19 protein-coding genes are annotated in these 19,639 nt (G+C 71.6%); 7 read left to right on the plus strand and 12 right to left on the minus strand.

Translation table 11 applies throughout. The features are described from left to right. The 4 genes from ACPCK6_RS23490 to ACPCK6_RS23505 all read right to left on the minus strand — a co-directional run. Positions 1-1,949: ABC transporter ATP-binding protein (locus tag ACPCK6_RS23490; RefSeq protein ID WP_423482257.1), on the minus strand; the 1,949-nt coding region annotated here is incomplete at its 3' end. Positions 1,950-2,059: 110 nt separating this feature from the next. Continuing rightward, positions 2,060-3,793 (minus strand): ABC transporter ATP-binding protein, encoded by a 1,734-nt coding sequence (locus ACPCK6_RS23495; protein ID WP_423482241.1) that lies wholly within the window; start codon positions 3,791-3,793, stop codon positions 2,060-2,062. Further along, positions 3,787-4,305 carry a MarR family winged helix-turn-helix transcriptional regulator gene (locus ACPCK6_RS23500; RefSeq protein WP_135243310.1) on the minus strand — a complete coding sequence of 173 codons (519 nt, stop codon included), beginning with the start codon at positions 4,303-4,305 and terminating at the stop codon, positions 3,787-3,789. Before ACPCK6_RS23500 ends, ACPCK6_RS23495 begins: the two co-directional genes overlap by 7 nt. Before the next feature lie 61 nt (positions 4,306-4,366). Continuing rightward, positions 4,367-4,882 carry a MarR family winged helix-turn-helix transcriptional regulator gene (locus tag ACPCK6_RS23505; protein ID WP_269696117.1) on the minus strand — a complete coding sequence of 172 codons (516 nt, stop codon included), beginning with the start codon at positions 4,880-4,882 and terminating at the stop codon, positions 4,367-4,369. 55 nt (positions 4,883-4,937) lie between these two features. Here ACPCK6_RS23505 and ACPCK6_RS23510 point away from each other — a divergent pair, with 55 nt between their 5' ends. Further along, positions 4,938-6,560 carry a DHA2 family efflux MFS transporter permease subunit gene (locus tag ACPCK6_RS23510; RefSeq protein ID WP_396879915.1) on the plus strand — a complete coding sequence of 541 codons (1,623 nt, stop codon included), beginning with the start codon at positions 4,938-4,940 and terminating at the stop codon, positions 6,558-6,560. 40 nt (positions 6,561-6,600) lie between these two features. Here the strand turns inward: ACPCK6_RS23510 and ACPCK6_RS23515 are convergent, their stop codons facing one another. Further along, positions 6,601-7,044 carry a DoxX family protein gene (locus tag ACPCK6_RS23515; protein WP_423482242.1) on the minus strand — a complete coding sequence of 148 codons (444 nt, stop codon included), beginning with the start codon at positions 7,042-7,044 and terminating at the stop codon, positions 6,601-6,603. 88 nt (positions 7,045-7,132) lie between these two features. Here ACPCK6_RS23515 and ACPCK6_RS23520 point away from each other — a divergent pair, with 88 nt between their 5' ends. Continuing rightward, positions 7,133-7,672, plus strand: coding sequence for a TetR/AcrR family transcriptional regulator (locus ACPCK6_RS23520; RefSeq protein ID WP_396879917.1), 540 nt, complete (start codon positions 7,133-7,135; stop codon positions 7,670-7,672). Between the two features lie 13 nt (positions 7,673-7,685). On the opposite strand, the gene ACPCK6_RS23525 is transcribed toward ACPCK6_RS23520, so the two are convergent. Beyond that, entirely contained in the window at positions 7,686-9,125 is a 1,440-nt protein-coding gene (locus tag ACPCK6_RS23525; RefSeq protein ID WP_423482243.1) for a GuaB1 family IMP dehydrogenase-related protein, read from the minus strand. A gap of 126 nt (positions 9,126-9,251) precedes the next feature. Continuing rightward, a complete protein-coding gene (locus ACPCK6_RS23530) occupies positions 9,252-11,003 on the minus strand; it encodes an acetyl/propionyl/methylcrotonyl-CoA carboxylase subunit alpha (RefSeq protein ID WP_423482244.1) in 1,752 nt (583 codons plus the stop codon). A 132-nt stretch (positions 11,004-11,135) separates the two neighbouring features. Between ACPCK6_RS23530 and ACPCK6_RS23535 the strand changes: the two genes are divergently transcribed. From ACPCK6_RS23535 to ACPCK6_RS23550, 4 genes are all read left to right on the plus strand, one after another. Next, positions 11,136-11,726, plus strand: a complete 591-nt coding sequence (locus ACPCK6_RS23535) for a PadR family transcriptional regulator (protein ID WP_318336272.1) — start codon at positions 11,136-11,138, stop codon at positions 11,724-11,726. Between the two features lie 127 nt (positions 11,727-11,853). After that, a complete protein-coding gene (locus tag ACPCK6_RS23540) occupies positions 11,854-12,813 on the plus strand; it encodes an efflux ABC transporter ATPase subunit, DrrA-related (RefSeq protein WP_135243316.1) in 960 nt (319 codons plus the stop codon). A 17-nt stretch (positions 12,814-12,830) separates the two neighbouring features. After that, on the plus strand, positions 12,831-13,586 hold the full coding sequence (locus tag ACPCK6_RS23545) for an ABC transporter permease (RefSeq protein ID WP_013284036.1): 756 nt from the start codon (positions 12,831-12,833) through the stop codon (positions 13,584-13,586). Between the two features lie 62 nt (positions 13,587-13,648). After that, the gene (locus tag ACPCK6_RS23550; protein WP_423482245.1) at positions 13,649-14,971 is read left to right on the plus strand and encodes an MFS transporter; all 1,323 of its coding nucleotides are present in this window, start codon (positions 13,649-13,651) and stop codon (positions 14,969-14,971) included. Positions 14,972-15,047: 76 nt separating this feature from the next. Here ACPCK6_RS23550 and ACPCK6_RS23555 read toward each other — a convergent pair whose 3' ends face one another. The 3 genes from ACPCK6_RS23555 to ACPCK6_RS23565 are packed head-to-tail and all read right to left on the minus strand — an operon-like array spanning position 15,048 to position 17,523. Further along, on the minus strand, positions 15,048-15,701 hold the full coding sequence (locus tag ACPCK6_RS23555; RefSeq protein WP_396879922.1) for an O-methyltransferase: 654 nt from the start codon (positions 15,699-15,701) through the stop codon (positions 15,048-15,050). 9 nt (positions 15,702-15,710) lie between these two features. Continuing rightward, complete coding sequence (locus tag ACPCK6_RS23560; RefSeq protein WP_423482246.1) at positions 15,711-16,367, minus strand: Maf family protein; 657 nt, start codon at positions 16,365-16,367, stop codon at positions 15,711-15,713. A gap of 10 nt (positions 16,368-16,377) precedes the next feature. Beyond that, a complete protein-coding gene (locus ACPCK6_RS23565) occupies positions 16,378-17,523 on the minus strand; it encodes a S8 family serine peptidase (RefSeq protein ID WP_423482247.1) in 1,146 nt (381 codons plus the stop codon). 789 nt (positions 17,524-18,312) lie between these two features. Between ACPCK6_RS23565 and ACPCK6_RS23570 the strand changes: the two genes are divergently transcribed. Then, on the plus strand, positions 18,313-18,567 hold the full coding sequence (locus ACPCK6_RS23570; protein WP_423482248.1) for a hypothetical protein: 255 nt from the start codon (positions 18,313-18,315) through the stop codon (positions 18,565-18,567). Between the two features lie 292 nt (positions 18,568-18,859). On the opposite strand, the gene ACPCK6_RS23575 is transcribed toward ACPCK6_RS23570, so the two are convergent. Together ACPCK6_RS23575 and ACPCK6_RS23580 are read right to left on the minus strand one after the other, a co-directional pair. Further along, positions 18,860-19,312 carry a hypothetical protein gene (locus ACPCK6_RS23575; RefSeq protein WP_121684324.1) on the minus strand — a complete coding sequence of 151 codons (453 nt, stop codon included), beginning with the start codon at positions 19,310-19,312 and terminating at the stop codon, positions 18,860-18,862. Between the two features lie 101 nt (positions 19,313-19,413). Further along, the gene (locus ACPCK6_RS23580) at positions 19,414-19,626 is read right to left on the minus strand and encodes an acyl-CoA carboxylase subunit epsilon (protein WP_013474005.1); all 213 of its coding nucleotides are present in this window, start codon (positions 19,624-19,626) and stop codon (positions 19,414-19,416) included. Positions 19,627-19,639: the final 13 nt, after the last annotated feature.

The raw sequence follows: 19,639 nt of genomic DNA on the forward strand, positions 1-19,639 counted from the left end.
CCGACCGGCGTGCCGGCGCCGGCCCGCATCCCCGGCGGGCCGGCCGGGGCGGGCGCCGGCACCTCGTCTTCGATGACCGCGCCGCTGAACTGCGCCCGGTAGAGCCGGGCGTACGCGCCACCGGCGGCGACGAGCTGGTCGTGGGTGCCCTGCTCGACGATCCGGCCCTGCTCCATCATCAGGATCAGGTCGGCGTCGCGGATCGTGGAGAGCCGGTGCGCGATGACGAAGCTCGTCCGGTCCGAGCGCAGCGCCGCCATGGCGCGCTGGAGCAGCACCTCGGTCCGGGTGTCCACCGAGCTGGTCGCCTCGTCCAGGATCAGCAGTGACGGCTCGGCCAGGAACGCCCGCGCGATGGTGATGAGCTGCTTCTCCCCGGCGCTGACGTTGCTGCCCTCCTCGTCGATCACCGTGTCGTAGCCGTCCGGCAGGCTGCGGACGAACCGGTCCACGAACGTCGCCCGGGCGGCGGCGAGGATCTCCTCCTCGGTGGCGTCCGGCCGGCCGTAGGCGATGTTGTCCCGGATGGTCCCGCCGAACAGCCAGGTGTCCTGGAGCACCATGCCGATCCGGCCGCGCAGGTCGTCGCGGCGCATCGTGGCGATGTCCACCCCGTCCAGCGTGATCCGCCCGGCGTCCAGCTCGTAGAACCGCATGACCAGGTTGACCAGTGTGGTCTTGCCGGCACCGGTGGGACCGACGATGGCGACCGTGTGACCCGGCTCGGCGACCAGCGACAGGTCGTCGATGAGCGGCTTCTCCGGGTCGTACCGGAAGGAGACGTGCTCGAACTCGACCCGCCCGTGCGGGTCGGCGATCCGGGCCGGCTCGGCCGGGTCGGGGCTCTGCTCGTCGGCGTCGAGCACCGCGAAGACCCGCTCGGCCGAGGCCACGCCGGACTGCAGCAGGTTGGCCATCGACGCGACCTGGGTGAGCGGCTGGGTGAACTGCCGCGAGTACTGGATGAACGCCTGCACGTCACCGAGGCTCATCGAGCCCGACGCCACCCGCAGGCCGCCGACCACGGCGATCGCGACGTAGCTGAGGTTCCCGATGAAGAACATCGCCGGCATGATCAGCCCGGAGACGAACTGCGCGCCGAAGCCGGCCCGGAACAGCTCCTCGTTCTTGGCGTGGAAGGCGGCCTCGACCTCCTTCTGCCGGCCGAAGACCTTCACCAGCTCGTGCCCGGTGTACGCCTCCTCGATCTGCCCGTTCAGCTCGCCGGTGTGCTTCCACTGGGCGATGAACTTGCCCTGCGACCGCTTGGCGATCTGACCGGTGACCACCACCGACAGCGGCACCGCGACGAGCGCGACGACAGCCAGCAGCGGCGAGATCCAGAACATCATCGCGAGTACGCCGACGACGGTGAGCAGCGACGTGAGCAACTGGCTCAGCGTCTGCTGGAGTGTCTGCGACACGTTGTCGATGTCGTTCGTGACCCGGCTGAGCAGCTCACCGCGGGGCTGCTTGTCGAAGTAGGGCAGCGGCAGCCGGTTGAGCTTGTCCTCCACGTCGGCGCGCAGCGTCAGCACCGTGCGTTGCACCACGCCGTTGAGGACCCAGCCCTGCGCCCACTGGAGCATGCTCGCGCCGACGTAGAGCACCACGGCGAACGCCAGCACCCGGCCCAGCGCGTCGAAGTCGATGCCGGCGCCGGGGATCACGTCCATCCGGGCCAGCATGTCGGCGAAGTTGCCGTTGCCCTCGGCGCGGGCCGCCTCCGCCGCCGCCTCGGTGGTGGTGCCGGGCGGGATCTGCCGCCCGATCACGCCGCTGAAGATGATGTCGGTGGCGTGGCCGAGCACCTTCGGCCCGATGACGCTGAGCCCGACGCTGGCCAGGGCCAGCGCGAGCACGCCGGTGAGCTGGAGCCGGTACGGCCGCAGCCGCGCCAGCAGCCGCCGTGCCGAGGGCCCGAAGTTCATCGCCTTCTCGGCCGGCATGCCCATGCTCATGTGCGGCGGGCCGCCGCCGGGCCGCCGCCCGGCCGGAGGCAACCGCGTCGGCTCGTTCTTCTGCTGCGGAACGGGCGGCGTCCCGCCGTTGCCCCCACTCACGCGGCCACCTCCGCCGTCTGCTGCGACGCGACGATCTCGGCGTACGTGGGGCAGCTCTCCAGCAGTTCCTCATGTCGTCCCATCCCGACGACACCCCCGTCCTCGAGCACGATGATCTGGTCGGCGTCGACGATCGTGGAGACCCGCTGGGCCACGATCACCACCGCCGCGTCCGCGGTGACCGGCTTGAGAGCGGCCCGCAACCGGGCGTCCGTGCCGAGGTCGAGCGCGGAGAAGGAGTCGTCGAAGAGGTAGATCTCCGGTTTGCGGACGAGCGCGCGGGCGATGGCCAGGCGTTGCCGTTGGCCGCCGGAGACGTTCGTGCCGCCCTGCGCGATCGGCGCGTCCAGTCCGCCCGCCATCTCGGCGACGAAGTCGCGCGCCTGGGCGATCTCCAGCGCGGCCCACAGGTCGGCGTCGGTGGCGTCCGGGTTGCCGTAGCGCAGGTTGCTGGCGACGGTGCCGGTGAACAGGTACGGCCGCTGGGGCACCAGCCCGATCCGCCGCCACAGCTCGTCCGGGGCCAGGTCCCGTACGTCCACGCCGTCGACCAGGACGGCGCCGGCGGTCGGGTCGACCAGCCGGGGGATGAGCGTCAGCAGCGTGGTCTTGCCGGCGCCGGTGGAGCCGATGATCGCTGTGGTGCGGCCCGGCTCGGCGCGGAACGAGATGTCGTGCAGCACCGGGGCGCTCGCGCCCGGGTACTGGAATCCGGCGCCGCGTAGTTCCAGCTCGCCGCGGCCGGTGACCTCGGTGACCGGGTCGGTGGCCGGCACCACCGACGAGTCGGTGTCCAGCACCTCCTCGATGCGTTCGGCGCAGACAGCGGCCCGGGGCACCATCATCAGCATGAAGGTGGCCATCATGACCGCCATCAGGATCTGCATCAGGTACTGCAGGAACGCGGTGAGCGCGCCGACCTGGATCTGACCGGAGTCGACCCGTGCCGCTCCGAACCAGAGCACCGCGACGCTGGAGACGTTCAGCACCAGCATCACGATCGGGAAGATCAGCGCCTGGAGCCGCCCGATCCGCAGCGCGGTGGTGGTCAGGTCGGTGTTGGCGACCCGGAACCGGTCGGTCTCGTACGGCTCACGGACGAACGCCCGGACCACCCGGATGCCGGTGATCTGCTCGCGCAGCACCCGGTTGACGGTGTCGATCCGGGTCTGCATGAGCCGGAAGCCCGGCACCATCCGGCGGATGATCAGGCCCAGCGCGACGGCGAGGACCGGTACGCAGACCAGCATCAGCCAGGAGAGCCCGACGTCCTCGCGCAGCGCCATCACCACGCCGCCGACGCTCATGATCGGCGCGGCGACCAGCATGGTGCAGCTCAGCAGCACCAGCATCTGCACCTGCTGGACGTCGTTGGTGTTGCGGGTGATCAGCGACGGCGCCCCGAAGCGGGCGACCTCGCGGGCGGAGAAGCTGTTGACGCGCCGGAAGATCGAGCCGCGTACGTCGCGGCCGAACGCCATCGCGGTCTTCGCGCCGAAGTAGACGGCGGCGATCGAGCAGGCGATCTGGAGCAGGCTGACGAGCAGCATCCACCCGCCCGTACGCAGGATCTGGTCGGTGTCGCCGACGGCGACGCCGCGGTCGATGATGTCGGCGTTCAGGCTGGGCAGGTAGAGCGAGGCGATCGTGCCGACGAACTGGAACGCCACCACGGCGGCCAGCCATTGTCGGTACGGGCGCAGATGTGTGCGAAGCAGGCGGATCAACACAGATGGCTCCCCGTTGGCGGCTCGGTGTCGGACTCGCTGTCCCGGTTCAACCGACGGAGGTCCCCGTCGGACATGCCGGTGATGATTTCGATCAGGAACTGGCGGATCACCGCCCGGTTGGCCGGGTCGGCGTCGACCGACGTCAGCGGCCGGTCGCTGTGGATCATGTCGCTGATGGCGCGGGCGTGTTCGCCGCCCTTGTCGGTCAGCGTGAGCCGGACCGTGCGGCGGTCCTCCGGGTCGCGGCGGCGGCTGACGAAGCCGTCGCGTTCGAGGGTGTCGACGATGCCGGTGAGCGTGGCGGGCCGGACGAAGCACAGCTCGGCCATTTCCCGGTGGCTCACGTCGCCGGCCCGGAGGAGGATCATCAGAACCCGCATGCCGGCGGACGTGAGCCCGTGTTCGGCGAGGTACCGCCCCCAGTGCTGTTCGACCACGTGACCGGCGATCGAGATCAGCCGGCCGAGTGGCGCGTGGTGCAACGCGTCGGGGAAGCGGACGAGCGGGCCCATGTTCACGAGCGTCAGATTAGCCCCCGAACCATCAGGGCCCAAACTAATTCTGAGAATCTCCTCAGCCGCGGTCGGCGCGGGCGCGTGGCGGCTCGTCCGGGGCGGTGGCGACGTACTCCCGCATCACCTCGGTGACCTCGCGCAGGAACGCCGTGGTGGCCTCTGCTTGCTCGGGGGTGAGCCGGGCGACCGCCCGGTCGACGCCGACGAGCATCGGACGCAGCGCCTCCAGCACCTCGCCGACGGCGCTCTCGGTCACCTGGAGGCTGAGTCGCCGCCTGTCGTGCGGGTGCGGGGTCCGGGCGACGTGACCGGCCTGCACGAGCCGGTCGACAAGCGTGGTCGCCGAGGCGGACCGGATGCCGAGCCGGTTGCCCAGCTCGACCGGGCCCAGCGGCTCCGGGCTGGAGACCAGGTGGTCGATCGCGGCGGCGTCTGTCGCGTTGAGGCCCAGGCGGCGGGCCAGCGCGGCCCGGGTGTCACCGGCCAGGCGCAGCACGTCGCGCAGTGCGCGGGACGCCTCGCTGCTCGGCGGCGCGACCCGCGCGGACTCTCCGGTTGACGGCACCCCCTCCATGGGATAAAGCTAGCATCTCAGGTAGCTAGAAAATCTAGCTAAAGGGGAGGACGCCATGCGCGGCGACGGGCGCGGACGCTGGTTCGGGCTGCTGGCCATCAGCCTCGGCGTAGCGATGATCATCGTGGACGCCACCATCGTGAACGTCGCGGTGCCGCAGATCATCCGGGATCTCGACATCACCTCCACCGACGCGCAGTGGGTGCAGGAGGCGTACACCCTGGTCTTCGCCGCGTTGCTGCTGGTCGCCGGCCGCTTCGCCGACCGGTCCGGGCGGCGGCGGATGTTCCTCGTCGGCGTCACCGTGTTCGTGGTCGCCAGCGTGCTCGCCGCCCTCGCCGGCTCCGGCGAGACGCTGATCGCCGCCCGCGTGCTCCAGGGCGTCGGCGGGGCGATGATGCTGCCCACCTCGCTCTCCCTGCTCAACGCCAACTTCACCGGCCGGGAGAAGGGCATCGCATTCGCCGTCTGGGGCTCCACGATCGGTGGCGCTGCGGCGCTCGGGCCGCTGCTCGGCGGCTGGCTCACCACCACGTACTCCTGGCGGTGGGCCTTCGGCATCAACGTCCCGGTCAGCCTGGCCGTGATCGTGGCGACGCTCGTGCTGGTGGCCGAGTCCCGCGACGAGCGGGCCGAGCGCGGCCTGGACCTGCTCGGCGCGCTGCTCTCGGTGGTCGGCATGACCGGCGTGGTCTTCGCGCTGATCGAGGGCCGCACCTACGGCTGGTGGGAGCGGGAGCGGCCGTTCAGCCTCTTCGGGCTGGACTGGACCGCGTCGATCTCGCCGGTGCCGGTGGCCGCGCTGGTCGGCCTCGTCGCGCTCGGGATCTTCCTGGCCCAGCAGGTACGCCGCAACCGGGCCGGCCGTCCCGCGCTGCTCGACCTGTCGCTGTTCGGCATCGGTTCGTTCCGCAACGGCATCCTGGCCGCCGCGATCGTCAGCCTCGGCGAATTCGGGCTGCTGTTCGCGCTGCCGCTGTGGTTCCAGAACGTGCTCGGCTACAGCGCCTTCCGCACCGGCCTGGCGCTCCTGCCGCTCGCCGTCGGCAGCTTCCTGGCCAGCGGCATCGGCGCGCCGCTGACCCAGCGCTGGGGCGCGGCCCGGGTGGTCCAGCTCGGCGTCGCCGCCGAGCTGGTCGGCGTGGCCGGGCTCGGCTTCGTGGTCGCGCCGGACACCAGCTGGTGGGCGCCGCTGGGCTTCCTGTTCGTGTACGGCGTCGGCGTCGGCCTGGCCACCGCCCAGCTCACCGGCGTCTCCCTGTCGCAGGTGCCGGTACGCCGCAGCGGCCAGGGCTCGGGCCTGCAGAGCACCGCCCGGCAGGTCGGCTCCGCGCTCGGCATCGCGGTGCTCGGCACCGTCCTCTTCGCCGGCCTCGGCGGGATCCTCGGCGACCGCCTGGCCGACCAGCCCGGGCTGACCCCCGCCCAGCGGGACCAGGTGGTGAGCGCGGTCAAGGAGAGCGCCGGTGCGGCGATCGGCGGGCTGGAGGCGGACCCGCGTACCGCGCCCATCGCCGAGGAGGCGAAGGCGGCGTTCTCCGAGGCCACCCGGTACGCCGCCTTCGCGGGCGCCGGATTCCTGCTGATCGGCCTGGTCGCCTGCCTGCGCCTGCCGACGGTGCGCGCCGAGGAGACCGGGGACAGCCCGCCCGCCGAGGCGGAGCCGGCCCGCGCCTGAGCCGCACCGGGCGGCCCCGGCCGGCTGCGGCCCGCCGGGCTCATCCGCCGAGGGTCACCGCCAGCGCCGCGGCCACGAAGACGACCTGGAGCACGGTACGGACGCCGAGCGGCGTCACCGGGCGCCCGGCGAGCGTGAGCCGTCGCCGTGCGGCCGACACGTTCGCCGGGAACATGGCGAGCATCAGCAGTGCCAGCCCGGCCGCCGCCGGGCGCGCGGTGGCCGGGAACAGCAGGGCGAGCGCGCCGGCCAGTTCCAGTACGCCGGTGACGGTGACCAGCAGATCCGGCCGGGGCAGCGACGGCGGAACCATCGCGATGAGGTCGGCGCGGCGGGACGCGAAGTGGGCCACGCCGGTCAGCACGAACATCAGCGCCAGCCCCACCCGCAGCGCGGGGTGCCACCCGTCCAGGGCGTCCACGCCGAGCAGGCCGGCGATCCGGGCCAGCGCGGTGCCGGCGAGCAGTGCGATCAGGGGTGCCATGGTCAGTCCCTCCGACTCCATTCATCTTGTCGATGACAAGATTGCGTCGGCGGGTGTCATCTTGTCAATGACAAGTTAGGGTGACGGTATGGCCTCGTACCACCACGGCGACCTCCGCCGCGTCCTGCTGAGCACCGCCGCCGAGGCGATCGCCGAGTCCGGGCCGGCCGCGCTGAGCCTGCGTGAGCTGGCCCGGCGCGCCGGGGTCTCGCACGCCGCGCCGGCGCACCACTTCGGCGACAAGGCCGGGCTGCTCACCGCGTTCGCCACCCAGGGCTTCGACCTGCTCGCCGACGCGTTGCGGCAGGCCGGGGACGACCTGCTCGACACCGGCGTGGCCTACGTCGGGTTCGCGGTGCGGCACCGGGCGCACTTCGACGTCATGTTCCGGCCCGAGCTGTACCGGGCCGACGACCCGGAGCTGGTCGCCGCCCGCGCCCGCTCCGGCGACGTGCTGCGCGAGGGGGTGACCCGGCACACCGGGCGGAAGCCGGACGCCGACGCGCTCGCCGCCTGGTCGATCGTGCACGGCTTCGCCACGCTCTGGCTCTCCGGCGCGCTGCCGCCACGGGTGGGCGACGACCCGGAGGCCGCCGCCCGTACCGTGATCAGGCGGTTGTTCGACTGAGCGGGACCGAACGTCACCAGCTCGTCGGCAGCGGCATCCCCTCGGTGTACCCGGCGGCGCTCTGCACACCGACGAGCGCCCGCTCGTGGAACTCCTCCAGGCTGCGCGCGCCCGCGTACGTGAACGCGCTGCGCACGCCCGAGATGATCTCGTCGATCAGGTCCTCGACGCCGGGCCGGTTCGGGTCCAGATACATCCGGGCCGAGGAGATGCCCTCCTCGAAGATCGCCTTGCGGGCCCTGTCGAACGCGCTGTCCTCGGCCGTACGGGCGCTCACCGCGCGCGACGACGCCATGCCGAAGCTCTCCTTGTAGCGCCGCCCGTCGGCGTCGGTGTAGAGGTCGCCGGGCGACTCGTAGGTGCCGGCGAACCAGGAGCCGATCATCACGTTCGAGGCCCCGGCCGCCAGCGCCAGCGCCACGTCCCGCGGATGGCGGACGCCGCCGTCGGCCCAGACGTGCCGCCCCAGCGAGCGGGCCGCCGCCGCGCAGTCGAGCACCGCGGAGAACTGCGGGCGCCCCACGCCGGTCATCATCCGGGTGGTGCACATCGCGCCCGGCCCGACGCCGACCTTCACGATGTCCGCGCCCGCGTCGACCAGGTCGCGTACGCCGTCGGCGGTCACCACGTTCCCGGCCGCGACCGGCACCGGCGGGTCCAGCCGGCGGACCGCCCGCAGCGCCTGGAGCATCCGCTCCTGGTGCCCGTGCGCGGTGTCCACGACGAGCGTGTCCACCCCGGCCTCCAGCAGCGCGGCGGCCTTGCCGGTGACGTCACCGTTGATGCCCACGGCGGCGGCGACGCGCAGCCGCCCCCGGTCGTCGGTGGCCGGCTTGTACAGCGTGGCGCGCAGCGCGCCCTGCCGGGTCAGCACGCCGACCAGGCGGCCGTCGTCGTCCACCACCGGTGCGAGCCGCCGCCGGCCCGCCGACAGCCTGTCGAATCCGGTACGCGGGTCCGCGTCCGCCCCGACGGTGTGCAGCTCGGTCGACATCACGTGCCGGAGCTGGGCGAAGCGGTCCACGCCGACGGTGTCCGCCTCGGTCACCACGCCCATCGGCCGGCCGTCCGCGTCGACCACGACCACCGCGCCGTGCGAGCGCTTCGGCAGCAGGTGGATGGCGTCGCCGACGGTGTCGGTCGGGCCGAGCGTGATCGCCGTGTCGTGCACCAGGTGCCGCTGCTTGACCCACCCGACCACGTCGGCGACGACCTCGATCGGGATGTCCTGCGGGATCACCGCCACCGCGCCGCGCCGGGCCACGGTCTCGGCCATCCGCCGGCCGGCGACGGCCGTCATGTTCGCCACCACGAGCGGGATCGTGGTGCCGGTCCCGTCGGTCGTGGCCAGGTCGACGTCGAGCCGGGAGCCCACCTCGGACCGGTTGGGCGCCATGAAGACGTCGTTGTAGGTCAGGTCGTGCGCGGGGACCGCGCCGTGAAGGAACCGCACCCGGCCATCATTCCCGCCCGGCGGCGCTCCCGCCTCCTGTGGTGGCTCAGACCACCCATGCCCCGCGCTGTTAAGAAGGGGCCCCTTCTCTACCTCGGGCGTTAAGAAGGGGCCCTTCCTTACACCTCAGGCGATGGTGCAGATCGCGGCGCCGGACGTGATCACCGCGCCGACCTCGGCGGCGAGCCCGCTCACCGTGCCGCCCTTGTGCGCGTGCAGCGGCTGCTCCATCTTCATCGCCTCCAGCACCACGACCAGGTCGCCCTCGGCCACCTCGTCGCCGTCCGCCACGGCGATCTTCACGATCGTGCCCTGCATCGGGGAGGTGAGCGTGTCACCGCTGACCGCGGCGCCCGCCTTGCCCCCGCCACCCCGGCGGGCCGGCTTCTTCGCGGCGGGCGCGGCTGCCGCCGTACCCGCGCCGAGCCCGGCGGGGAGGACGACCTCCAGCCGCTTGCCGCCCACCTCGACCACGACGGTCTCGCGCCCGGCGGGCTCGTCGGCGGCGCCGGCGGCGGCGGTGAAGGCCGGTACGGTGTTGTCCCACTCGGTCTCGATCCACCGGGTGTGCACGGTGAACGGCTCGGCGGCGAACGCCTCGTCGCGGATCACCAGGCGGTGGAAGGGCAGCGCTGTCGCCATGCCCTCGACCACCATCTCGTCGAGCGCCCGGCGGGCCCGCTCCAGCGCCTCGGTACGCGTCTCACCAACGATGATCACCTTGGCGAGCAGCGAGTCGAAGTTGCCGCCGATCACGTCGCCGGCCGAGATGCCGGTGTCGACCCGCACGCCCGGCCCGGAGGGCAGGCGCAGCGCGGTGACGGTGCCCGGCGCCGGCAGGAAGTTGCGGCCCGGGTCCTCGCCGTTGATCCGGAACTCGATGGCGTGCCCGCGCGGCGTCGGGTCCTCGGTGAAGCGCAGCTTCTCGCCGTCGGCGATGCGGAACTGCTCGCGGACCAGGTCGATGCCGGCGGTCTCCTCGGTGACCGGGTGCTCGACCTGGAGCCGGGTGTTGACCTCCAGGAAGGAGATCGTGCCGTCCGCGCCGACCAGGTATTCCACGGTGCCGGCGCCGTGGTAGCCGGCCTCCCGGCAGATGGCCTTGGCGCTGTCGTGGATCTGGGCCCGCTGGGCGTCGGTGAGGAACGGCGCGGGGGCCTCCTCGACCAGCTTCTGGTGCCGGCGCTGCAACGAGCAGTCCCGGGTGCCCACCACGATCACGTTGCCGTGCTGGTCGGCCAGCACCTGCGCCTCGACGTGGCGCGGCTTGTCCAGGTAGCGCTCGACGAAGCACTCGCCCCGGCCGAACGCGGCGACCGCCTCGCGGGTGGCCGACTCGAACAGGTGCGGGATCTCCTCCATGGTGCGGGCGACCTTGAGGCCGCGCCCGCCACCGCCGAAGGCGGCCTTGATGGCGACCGGCAGGCCGTGGTCGACGGCGAACGCCATCACCTCGTCGGCGTTCGCGACCGGGTCCGGGGTGCCGGGCACCAGCGGCGCGCCCGCGCGCTGCGCGATGTGCCGGGCGGTCACCTTGTCGCCCAGGTCGCGGATCGCCTGCGGGGTGGGGCCGATCCAGGTCAGCCCGGCGTCGATGACGGCCTGGGCGAAGTCGGCGTTCTCGGAGAGGAAGCCGTAGCCGGGGTGCACCGCGTCGGCGCCGGAGCGGCCCGCCACGTCGATCAGCTTGTCGATGCGCAGGTAGCTGTCGGCGGCGGTGTCACCGCCGAGCGCGTACGCCTCGTCGGCGAGCGTGGCGTGCAGGGCGTCCCGGTCGGAGTCCGCGTAGACGGCGACGCTGGCCAGCCCGGCGTCGCGGCAGGCGCGGATGACGCGGACGGCGATCTCGCCGCGGTTGGCGATGAGAACCTTGCGCACCTTGTGGCTCCTCCCGGGAGGTCGTTGCCGGGAGTTTAGCGGCCGAGCTGCGGGGCCTAACGATCGCTCAGTGTGGGATGCGGCACTGTAGTCAAACTTGGTTATTACGCTTGTCCCGTGTCGGCGACGCGGATGATGATTCTCGGCCTGGTCAGGTGGATGCAACCGGTGCACGGCTACGACGTGCGCCGCGAGCTGCTGAGCTGGAGTGCGGACAAGTGGGCGAACGTGCAACCGGGTTCGATCTACCACGCGCTGCGCAAGCTCACCGACGAAGGGCTGCTGCGGACCGTCTCGGTCGAGCAGGTGGGCGCCCGTCCGGCGCGCACCACGTACGAGGTGACGCCGAAGGGAGAGGACGAGTTCGAGACGCTGCTGCGGGCGCAGTGGTGGCAGGTGCAGGAGACACCCGATCCGTTCGTCGCGGCGTTCTCCTTCCTGCCGGCGATGCCCCGCGACGAGGCCGCGGCGGCGCTGCGCAACCGGGCGAACCTGCTCCGGGCCGGGGTCGAGTCGATGCGGGCCTCGCTCGACTCGGACTGGGTACGCACCCGCAAGCCGGTGCACGTCGGGTGGATGTTCGAGCTGTGGCTGGCCCGCGCCGAGGCGGAGACGGCCTGGTGCGAGCGGATCGCGGAGCGGATCGAGTCGGGAGTGTCGTACCTGCCCGATGGGATGGAACGGGCCGAGGGCTGGTCGGGCTGGTCCGACGGGTCTCGATGACACGACATAATCAACGTTGACCAAAAGAGCTATATCGCGTTAGCCTCGGCGGGAATCGCGGGGGATTCGTGCGTCCTCGCGGACGATCGGCGGCCGGTCAGGTCCGCCCGGACGACCAGGAGCAGAAATGATCGAGACCAGGGGGTTGCGGAAGTCGTACCGCTCCCGCGCGGGTCGCGAGACGAAGACAGTGGACGCGGTCCGCGGCGTCGACCTCGACGTCGCAGCGGGGGAGATCTTCGGCTTCCTCGGGCCCAACGGCGCGGGCAAGACCACCACGCTGCGGATGCTCGCCACGCTCATCGAGCCGGACGGCGGCGAGGCCACCGTGGCCGGGGCCGACCTGCGCAAGGATCCGGCCGAGGTGCGCCGCCGGATCGGGTACGTGGCCCAGGGCGGCAGCACCTGGGACGAGTCGAGCGCCCGCGAGGAGCTGGTGCTCCAGGCCCGCCTCTACGGCATCGGCAAGGCCGAGGCGCACCGCCGTGCCGAGCGCGCGCTCGAAGCCTTCCAGCTCACCGAGTACGCCGACCGCAAGTGCAAGACCTACTCCGGCGGCCAGCGCCGGCGCGTCGAGATCGCGCTCGGCATCATCCACGAGCCGAAGATCGTCTTCCTGGACGAGCCGACCACCGGCCTCGACCCGCAGAGCCGTGCACACATGTGGGACGAGATCCGGCGGCTGCGTACCGAGGGGATGACCGTCTTCATCACCACGCACTACCTGGACGAGGCGGACGCGCTCTGCGACCGCATCGCGATCATGGACCACGGCGAGGTGGTCGCCGAGGGCACACCGGCCGAGCTGAAGCGGGAGATCTCCGGCGAGGTGGTGATCGTCGGCCTGGACGCCCCGAGCACCCCGCGCGCCGCCGAGCTGCTCGACACCGAGGCGTACGTGAGCAAGCTGGAGACCGTCGACGAGGGCGGCCTGCGCCTCTACGTCGACGAGGGCGCCACCGCCATCCCGCAGGTGCTGCGCCGGCTCGACCACGCCGGGCTGGATCTGCGCTCGATCGAGCTGCACCGCCCCAGCCTCGACGACGTCTTCCTCACCAAGACCGGCCGCTCGCTGCGCGAGTCCTGACCACCGGAGAAGCTGTCATGAAACTCGCCCGCGACACCTGGCTGATCTTCCAGCGCCAGACGCAACTGCTGCTGCGCAACCCGGTATGGATCTTCGTCGGTGTCTTCCAGCCGGTGATGTACCTGCTCCTGTTCGCCCCGCTGCTCAAGCCCGCGCTGAACGCACCCACCCAGGCCGCCGCGTACAAGATCTTCGTACCCGGCCTGCTCGTGCTGCTGGCCATCTTCGGCGGCCTGTTCCAGGGCTTCGGCCTGATCGCCGAGCTGCGCGCCGGCGTGATCGAGCGCTCCCGGGTCACCCCGGTCAGCCGGCTCGCTTTGCTGCTCGGCCGCTCGCTGCGCGACGTGGTCTCGCTGATCGCGCAGGCGATCATCATCACGCTGCTGGCGCTCGCGTTCGACCTGCGCGTGTTCATCGGCAACCTGCTCCTGGCGTACCTGATGCTCGCCCTCATCGCGCTGATGACCTCGGCCGTCTCCTACGGCATCGCGCTCAAGGTCAAGAGCGAGGACGCGCTCGCCCCGCTGATGAACACGGTCGCGCAGCCGGTGCTGCTGCTCTCCGGCATCCTGCTGCCGCTCACCTTCGCCCCCGGCTGGCTCCAGGGCGTGGCCAAGTGGAACCCGTTCTCCTGGGCGGTCGAGGGCACCCGCGCGCTGTTCAACGGCGACCTCGGCAACGACCGGGTCTGGCAGGGCCTCGGCATCATCGCGGTGCTCGCCGCCGCAGGCGTGTTCTGGGCCGCCCGCCAGTTCGCCCGCAGCGTCCGCTGAGCAGGGGAGACCTAGCTCTCAGCAGGGGCGGGACACCGGCCGGGCGCGCGTAGCGTGGGCCGGTGCCCCGCCTCACCCGTGACCGGATCACCTGGCTGACCTACGCCCAGCTCGGTCTGTGGGGCTTCTTCCTCTACGGGTTCGGCCCGGTCGTACCCCTGCTCCGCGACGAACAGGGCACCAGCGCCGCCGTCGCCGGCCTGCACAGCACCGGTATCGCGGTGGGCGCGCTCGCCGGCGGCGCGCTGTTCGCCCCGGTCGCCCGCCGCCTCGGCCGTGGCCCGGCCATCTGGCTCGGCCTCGCCGGCGTCGCCGCCGGCGTGACCGCGCTCGGCCTGCTCCGCCCGCTGCCGGCCACGCTCGCCGCCGTCGCGGTCATCGCCACCTTCGGCATGATGGTCGTCAGCGGCGTGAGCGTGGTGCTCACCGCCCGGCACGGCCCCACCGCCCCGGCCGCGCTCACCGAGGCCAACGCGGCCTGCGCCGGCATGGGCATCCTGGCGCCGCTGACCATCGGCGCCACCGTCGACGCCGGCCTCGGCTGGCGACCCCTGATGGCCGTCGAGGTCGGGCTGATCACGCTTGTCGCGCTGGCCGCCCTGACCTTCCGGGTACGCGGGCCGAAACGCGCCACCGCTGACGCGGCTGCCGGCACACCCGTGCCCGTGGCCGCCGCCACCCGGGTGCCCGCCGTCCCCGCTTCCGGGGTTTCCGAAGCCGTCGTGCCCGCTCCCGTCGTGCCCGCTCCCGTCGTGCCCGCTCCGGTCGTTCCCCCCTCCGGCGAGCCCGGTTCCTCCGGCTCCGGTGCGGCGGGGCGGCTGCCGCGTGCGTACTGGATCGCCTGGGTCTTGATGTCCGTCACCGGGTCGATCGAGGTGTGCCTGTCACTGTGGACAGCTGACGTGCTGCGGACCCACGCCGGGCTGAGCGCGGGCGGGGCGTCGGCGGCGGTCGCCGCGATCGTCTGCGGCATGTTCGCCGGCCGGATCGCCGGTGGCCGGGCCGCGTTGCGCTGGGCGCCGGTACCGCTGCTGCTCGGCGCGCTCGCCGTCTCGATGGCCGGGTTCACGCTGTTCTGGGGCAGTACCGTCGGCTGGCTCGCGGTCACCGGGCTGGTCGTGCTCGGGCTCGGCAACGCGCTGCACTACCCGTTGGCGATCTCGATCGCGCTCGCCGTCGCCGGTCCGGCCGCCGACAAGGCGGCGGGCTGGTCCGCGTACTCGATGGGTGTGGGTTTCGGGATCGCGCCGGTGGCGCTCGGGTGGGTGGCCGACGGCGTCGGCCCGCACCCGGCGTTCCTGCTGCTGCCCGCGTTCATCGCGGTCGCGGTGCTGCTGACGGTGCGGCTGGGACGTGCCCTGCCCGCGCCGGTCCGCACGGCTTGATCGACTCCATGTCGGCGAGGTGGCGGTATCCGGCGCTCAGGGATCCCGCCACTTCGGGGAGGTTGTGCTCGGCCGGCTAGAGCACCCGGGCGAGCGTGACGCCGTCGGCGATGGGCAGCATGACCGCCTCGACGCGGACATCAGCGATCACCGCGTCGTTGAACGCGGCGATGGCCCGGTCGTCGGCGTTGCGCGGGGCGAGCACCCGGCCGTCGCGCAGCGTGTTGTCGACGGCGATCACCGCGCCGGGACGCATGCGGGGCACCAGCTCGTCCCAGTAGACCGGGTAGCCGACCTTGTCCGCGTCGATGAACGCGAAGTCCAGGTAACGCTCGCGGGGCAGCTCGCGCAGCGTCTCGGCGGCCGGGCCGATGCGCAGCTCGATGCGGTCCTGCACACCGGCGCGCTGCCAGTAGCGCCGGGCCACGCCCGTGTACTCCTCGGAGATGTCGAAGCAGGTCAACCGGCCGCCCTCGGCCAGCCCCCGGGCGATCGCCAGCGAGGAGAGGCCGGTGAACGTGCCGACCTCGACCGCCTGCCGTACGCCGAGCAGCCGGGTCAGGAACGTCAGGAACGCGGCCTGTTCGGGCGCTACCTGCATGACCGCCTCGGAGGGCAGGGCCGCCCGGGTCTCCTCGGCCAGCTCCTGGACGATCTCGTCCGGGGCGGACCCGTGGGCCACCAGGTAGGCGTGCAGTTCCGGGGTGAGCGGCAGCGGCTTCGTGGTCATGTCCGGACGTTAGCCGAGATGCTCGATCTCCTGGCCCCCGGGCGCGACCTTCGTCCACAGGTCGACGATGCTCAGCTCCACCTCGGCGAGCAGCCGGCGCAGCAACGGCAGGGACAACCCCACCACCGTGCCCGGATCACCCTCGATCCCGGTCAGGAACGCCCCGCCCAGCCCGTCGATGGTGAACGCGCCCGCCACGGCCAGCGGCTCGCCCGTCGCCACGTACGCGGCGATCTCGTCGTCGCTGATGTCGGCGAAGTGCACGGTGGTCGAGGCGACGGCCTCTGCGCGGGACTCGTGGGTCACGTCGATCAGGCAGTGCCCGGTGTGCAGGACGCCGCTGCGCCCGCGCATCCGCTGCCACCGCCGGGTGGCGTCCGCTGCGTCATCGGGCTTGCCGAGAATCTCACCGTCGAAGGCGAGCACCGAGTCGCAGCCGAGCACCAGCGTGCGCTCGTCCGGCGAGGGCCGCAGCCGATCGCGTACCGCCTGCGCCTTCAGCCGGGCCAGCTCCAGGCACAGATCCTCGGCCCGATCGCTCACCACCTGCGACTCGTCCACGCCGCTGACCAGCACCTCCGGCTCGATCCCGGCGGCCTGGAGCAACTTGCGGCGGGCGGGGGACTGCGAGGCGAGCACGAGGCGCACCGCTACGGAGGTCGACACCCCGCCGACGCTACCGGCTGACCCTCGGCGGCGGGTCGTCGGCACGTCGGCGGCGCCGCCAGAACAGGTAGCCGCCGCCCGCCGCCACCAGCACACCGAGGGTGGCGAGCCCGCGTACCGTCGCGCTGCCGTCGTCGCCCTTGTCGGGCGCTGCCTCCGCCGACGCGGGTGGCGTGACGTTGGAGGACTCGAAGCCGAGCGGCGGTACGTCGGCGGTGAGCGCGGCGACCAGGTCGATGACGCCGTAGCCGTACTGGTCGTCGCGACCAGGTGGTCCCTTGTCGACGGCGGTGGCGGTCAGGCGGTGGGCGACTTCCTGGGCGGGCAGATTGGGGTACTTGGAGCGGATGAGAGCAGCAGCCCCGGCAACGATCGCAGTCGCATCGGATGTGCCGGTGCTCCGGCGGTACCGACCTGCGAGGCTTGTGGTGTAAATGTCGACTGCAGGTGCGAGAATATCTACATCCGCCCCCGAGACCGAGAATTCGGTCTTGTTGCCTTGCCTATCAACGCCGCCTACGGCGATCACGCCTTGCTCGGATGCCGGATAGCTAATCGATGTTTCGCTTGGGATGTTTCCAACGGCTGCTACTACGACGATATTCGCATCAAGTGCGGACTTTATTGCGGATTGCAGGCGAGGGGTGGGAATGCTGGCCGCAGAGATGCTAACTACATCCACATGTTGAGCTGTTGCATACTCAATGCTGGCCGCTAAATCATCGGGTTGGCCCAGTCCGTTGGTTGGTGTGTCGAAGATTGGGAGAATCTTGGATCTAGGTGCCACTCCGAGCGCGCCGCGAGTGCCTCCTCGCCCATGCGCCGCGATGAGGCCAGCCATGCCGGTGCCGTGGCTATTCGTGTCTCGAAGGCCGTCTCCGCTTCCTCCCGTGATCACGTCTGTTCCTGGCAGCAAGTTCTTCTGTAGGTCCGGGTGAGCCTCCACTCCAGTATCTGGAACTGCTACAACGATCCCCTCGCCCTGACTAATTTTGTGAGCTTCTGCAGCCTTCAAGAAGCCTAGATGCCACTGGTCGCCTCTCACCCGCTCCGACCCGTCCGAGGCGGGCAGCAAGGCCGATGTCGCCAGGCCAGTGAGTGAGATTGCGAGTGACGCGGCTAGGTTTCGCGCCACCAAAAGCGCGTAGGACATCACCGATTGAAGCCTATGGCAGGCCCCGGATCGATCGGTCCCTCGTCAGGTGGCTCCAATATTGGATTCACGCCGCGTTCGACTTCCCAGGGGTTGTCCGGATCCCAGCGTCGCTCCAAGTCTGTATCCAGGCCTTTGCTGTTCTGCCGCCCGTGGGCGGGAGACAAGCCGGGAGCGCCGCCAAGAGGGGTCAACCCAGGTGTGCCGATTTGTGGACCTCTCCCCGTGTTCGGACGAGATCCTGCAGCGCCTGTCGGCGCAGTGCCGGCCGCGCCTCCCCCGATAACTCCACCTGGAGGATTAGCGCGCCTAGTGGGGCCTCCCATGCCGGGCTGGCCGAGGGGAACTCCCGGAATCATCCCGTTCGTTCCGGTCGGACGCGGTGGAAGCGGTCGGTTAGTGCTCTTTCCAGCAACTGGATCATTCCCGAGTGGGCCCAAACTGGTGCCGCGATTGAGTGCCGAGGGAAGGGGGGCACCGGGAGTGCCAGAGGGTGTATTAGGAGTAGCAGGGGATGCGGTTCCAGGCGGCATCGCTTGGACGGGCGTTCCTGGACCCGCATTGCCTAGGATCGGACCTCCGCCTATAACGCCGCTTGTAGAAGGGCTGCCTGGATGAACTGGCGGGCTCGTTGCGACGCTCGGTCGACGCCCGCTGATCGGCGTGGATGGAGTAATCGGGACTGCGACGATAGGAGGAATGATTGGTGCCGGATCCGATCCAAGATACGGGTCAGACGAATGTGGGTCGGCCCGTGGCGCCGGCCGGACTGGTACTGGTGGGCGTTGGAGCATGACCTGGGCGTGCTGGAGTTCGCCGCTCAACCCCGTCATCAACCCGCGCGCCCGTACGTTCAACTGCTCCAGGTCGTCGTCCGTCACCGGGGGCCGCTCCGGCAACCGGCTGCCCGCCACCGCCTTCGGGTCGGCGATCGTCGCCTCGTACGCCTGCTTCTGCCGCAGCTTCTTCTCGTACTCCTCGTGCAGTGGTTGCAGCTCGGCCCGCGCGCTGCCGATGGCGCGTGCGGCGGCCGCCAGCGCGTCGTAGTTCGCGGCGGCGGCGTCGTGGGTGCGCTGTACGCGGTCGATGAGCTGGTCGAGTTCGGCGATGTACGCCCGCGCGGCGGCGTTGGTCTCCGGCGGCCACGCCTCGGCGAGGCCACGCCGGTATTCCCGCAGGCGGCTCAGGTGGGCCAGGGCGAGGTCGCAGACCTTGCGCCAGCCCGCGACCTGCTTCCACTGGCCTGCGGTGTCCTGGTCCTGCACGCACGCCCACATGCTGAGGACGTCCATCATCCGCCAGTCGGTCAGCCCGGAGGTGCGTCCGCTGCCCCGTTCGATCACGGCAGGATCACCCGGCTCTGTTCGGGGGCGGTGGGGTCGGCCAGTGGTGGCATCGGGCGGGCGACGGTGGCGGAGGGGCCGGCGAGTGCCCGTTCCACGTCGGCCACGCGGGCGGAGGAGAACGCGTCGGCGTCGCCGTAGCGGGCGGCGATCCGCCCGGCGGCGTCGGCGAGCCGCCCGGTCGCCGGTGCGAGATCCCAGACCGCGCTCACCGCCGCGGTCTGGGTGTCGTGGTGGGCCTGAAGGAACTGGACCAGCTCGATGAAGGCGTCGGCCGGGTTGGGCACCGGCGCCTTCATGTCGTCGGCGATGTAGGACAGGTGCGGCGAGTAGTTGCGCGTCACCTCGTCCTGGAGGCGGTCGGCGAACTCCCGCATCTGTCGGATGTCGGCCTCGATGCCGCCGTAGCCGCGCAGCCAGCCGGCTGGCTGGTTGTCCTCCGGGATCATCGGAGCCTCCTGCCCGTCACCACACGGTTTCCCTGAGTGAGGTTAATGGCTCGACGCTGATCCCGGCAGCCCCGCCCCGTCGCCGCGAGCGGGAGGTGAGGTCAGCGGGGGAGGCCGGAGGCCCGCCACGCGCCGGGGCCCGCGACGGGCCCGGCCAGGGCGGGGCGTGCGCTGCGCGCCCACTGCGACACGGGGGCCGGCGCGGCGGCCTGGGCCGGGCGGGTGCGCACCACGATCGCGCCGACCAGAGCGGCCAGCTCCTCGGCGGTGGGCACGCCACGGACGATCCGGAACAGCGGCTCCTCGGCAGACATGACCCCAGGGTAC

The sequence above is a fragment of the Micromonospora sp. AB353 genome, from assembly GCF_049538395.1.
Taxonomy (GTDB): domain Bacteria; phylum Actinomycetota; class Actinomycetes; order Mycobacteriales; family Micromonosporaceae; genus Micromonospora; species Micromonospora aurantiaca.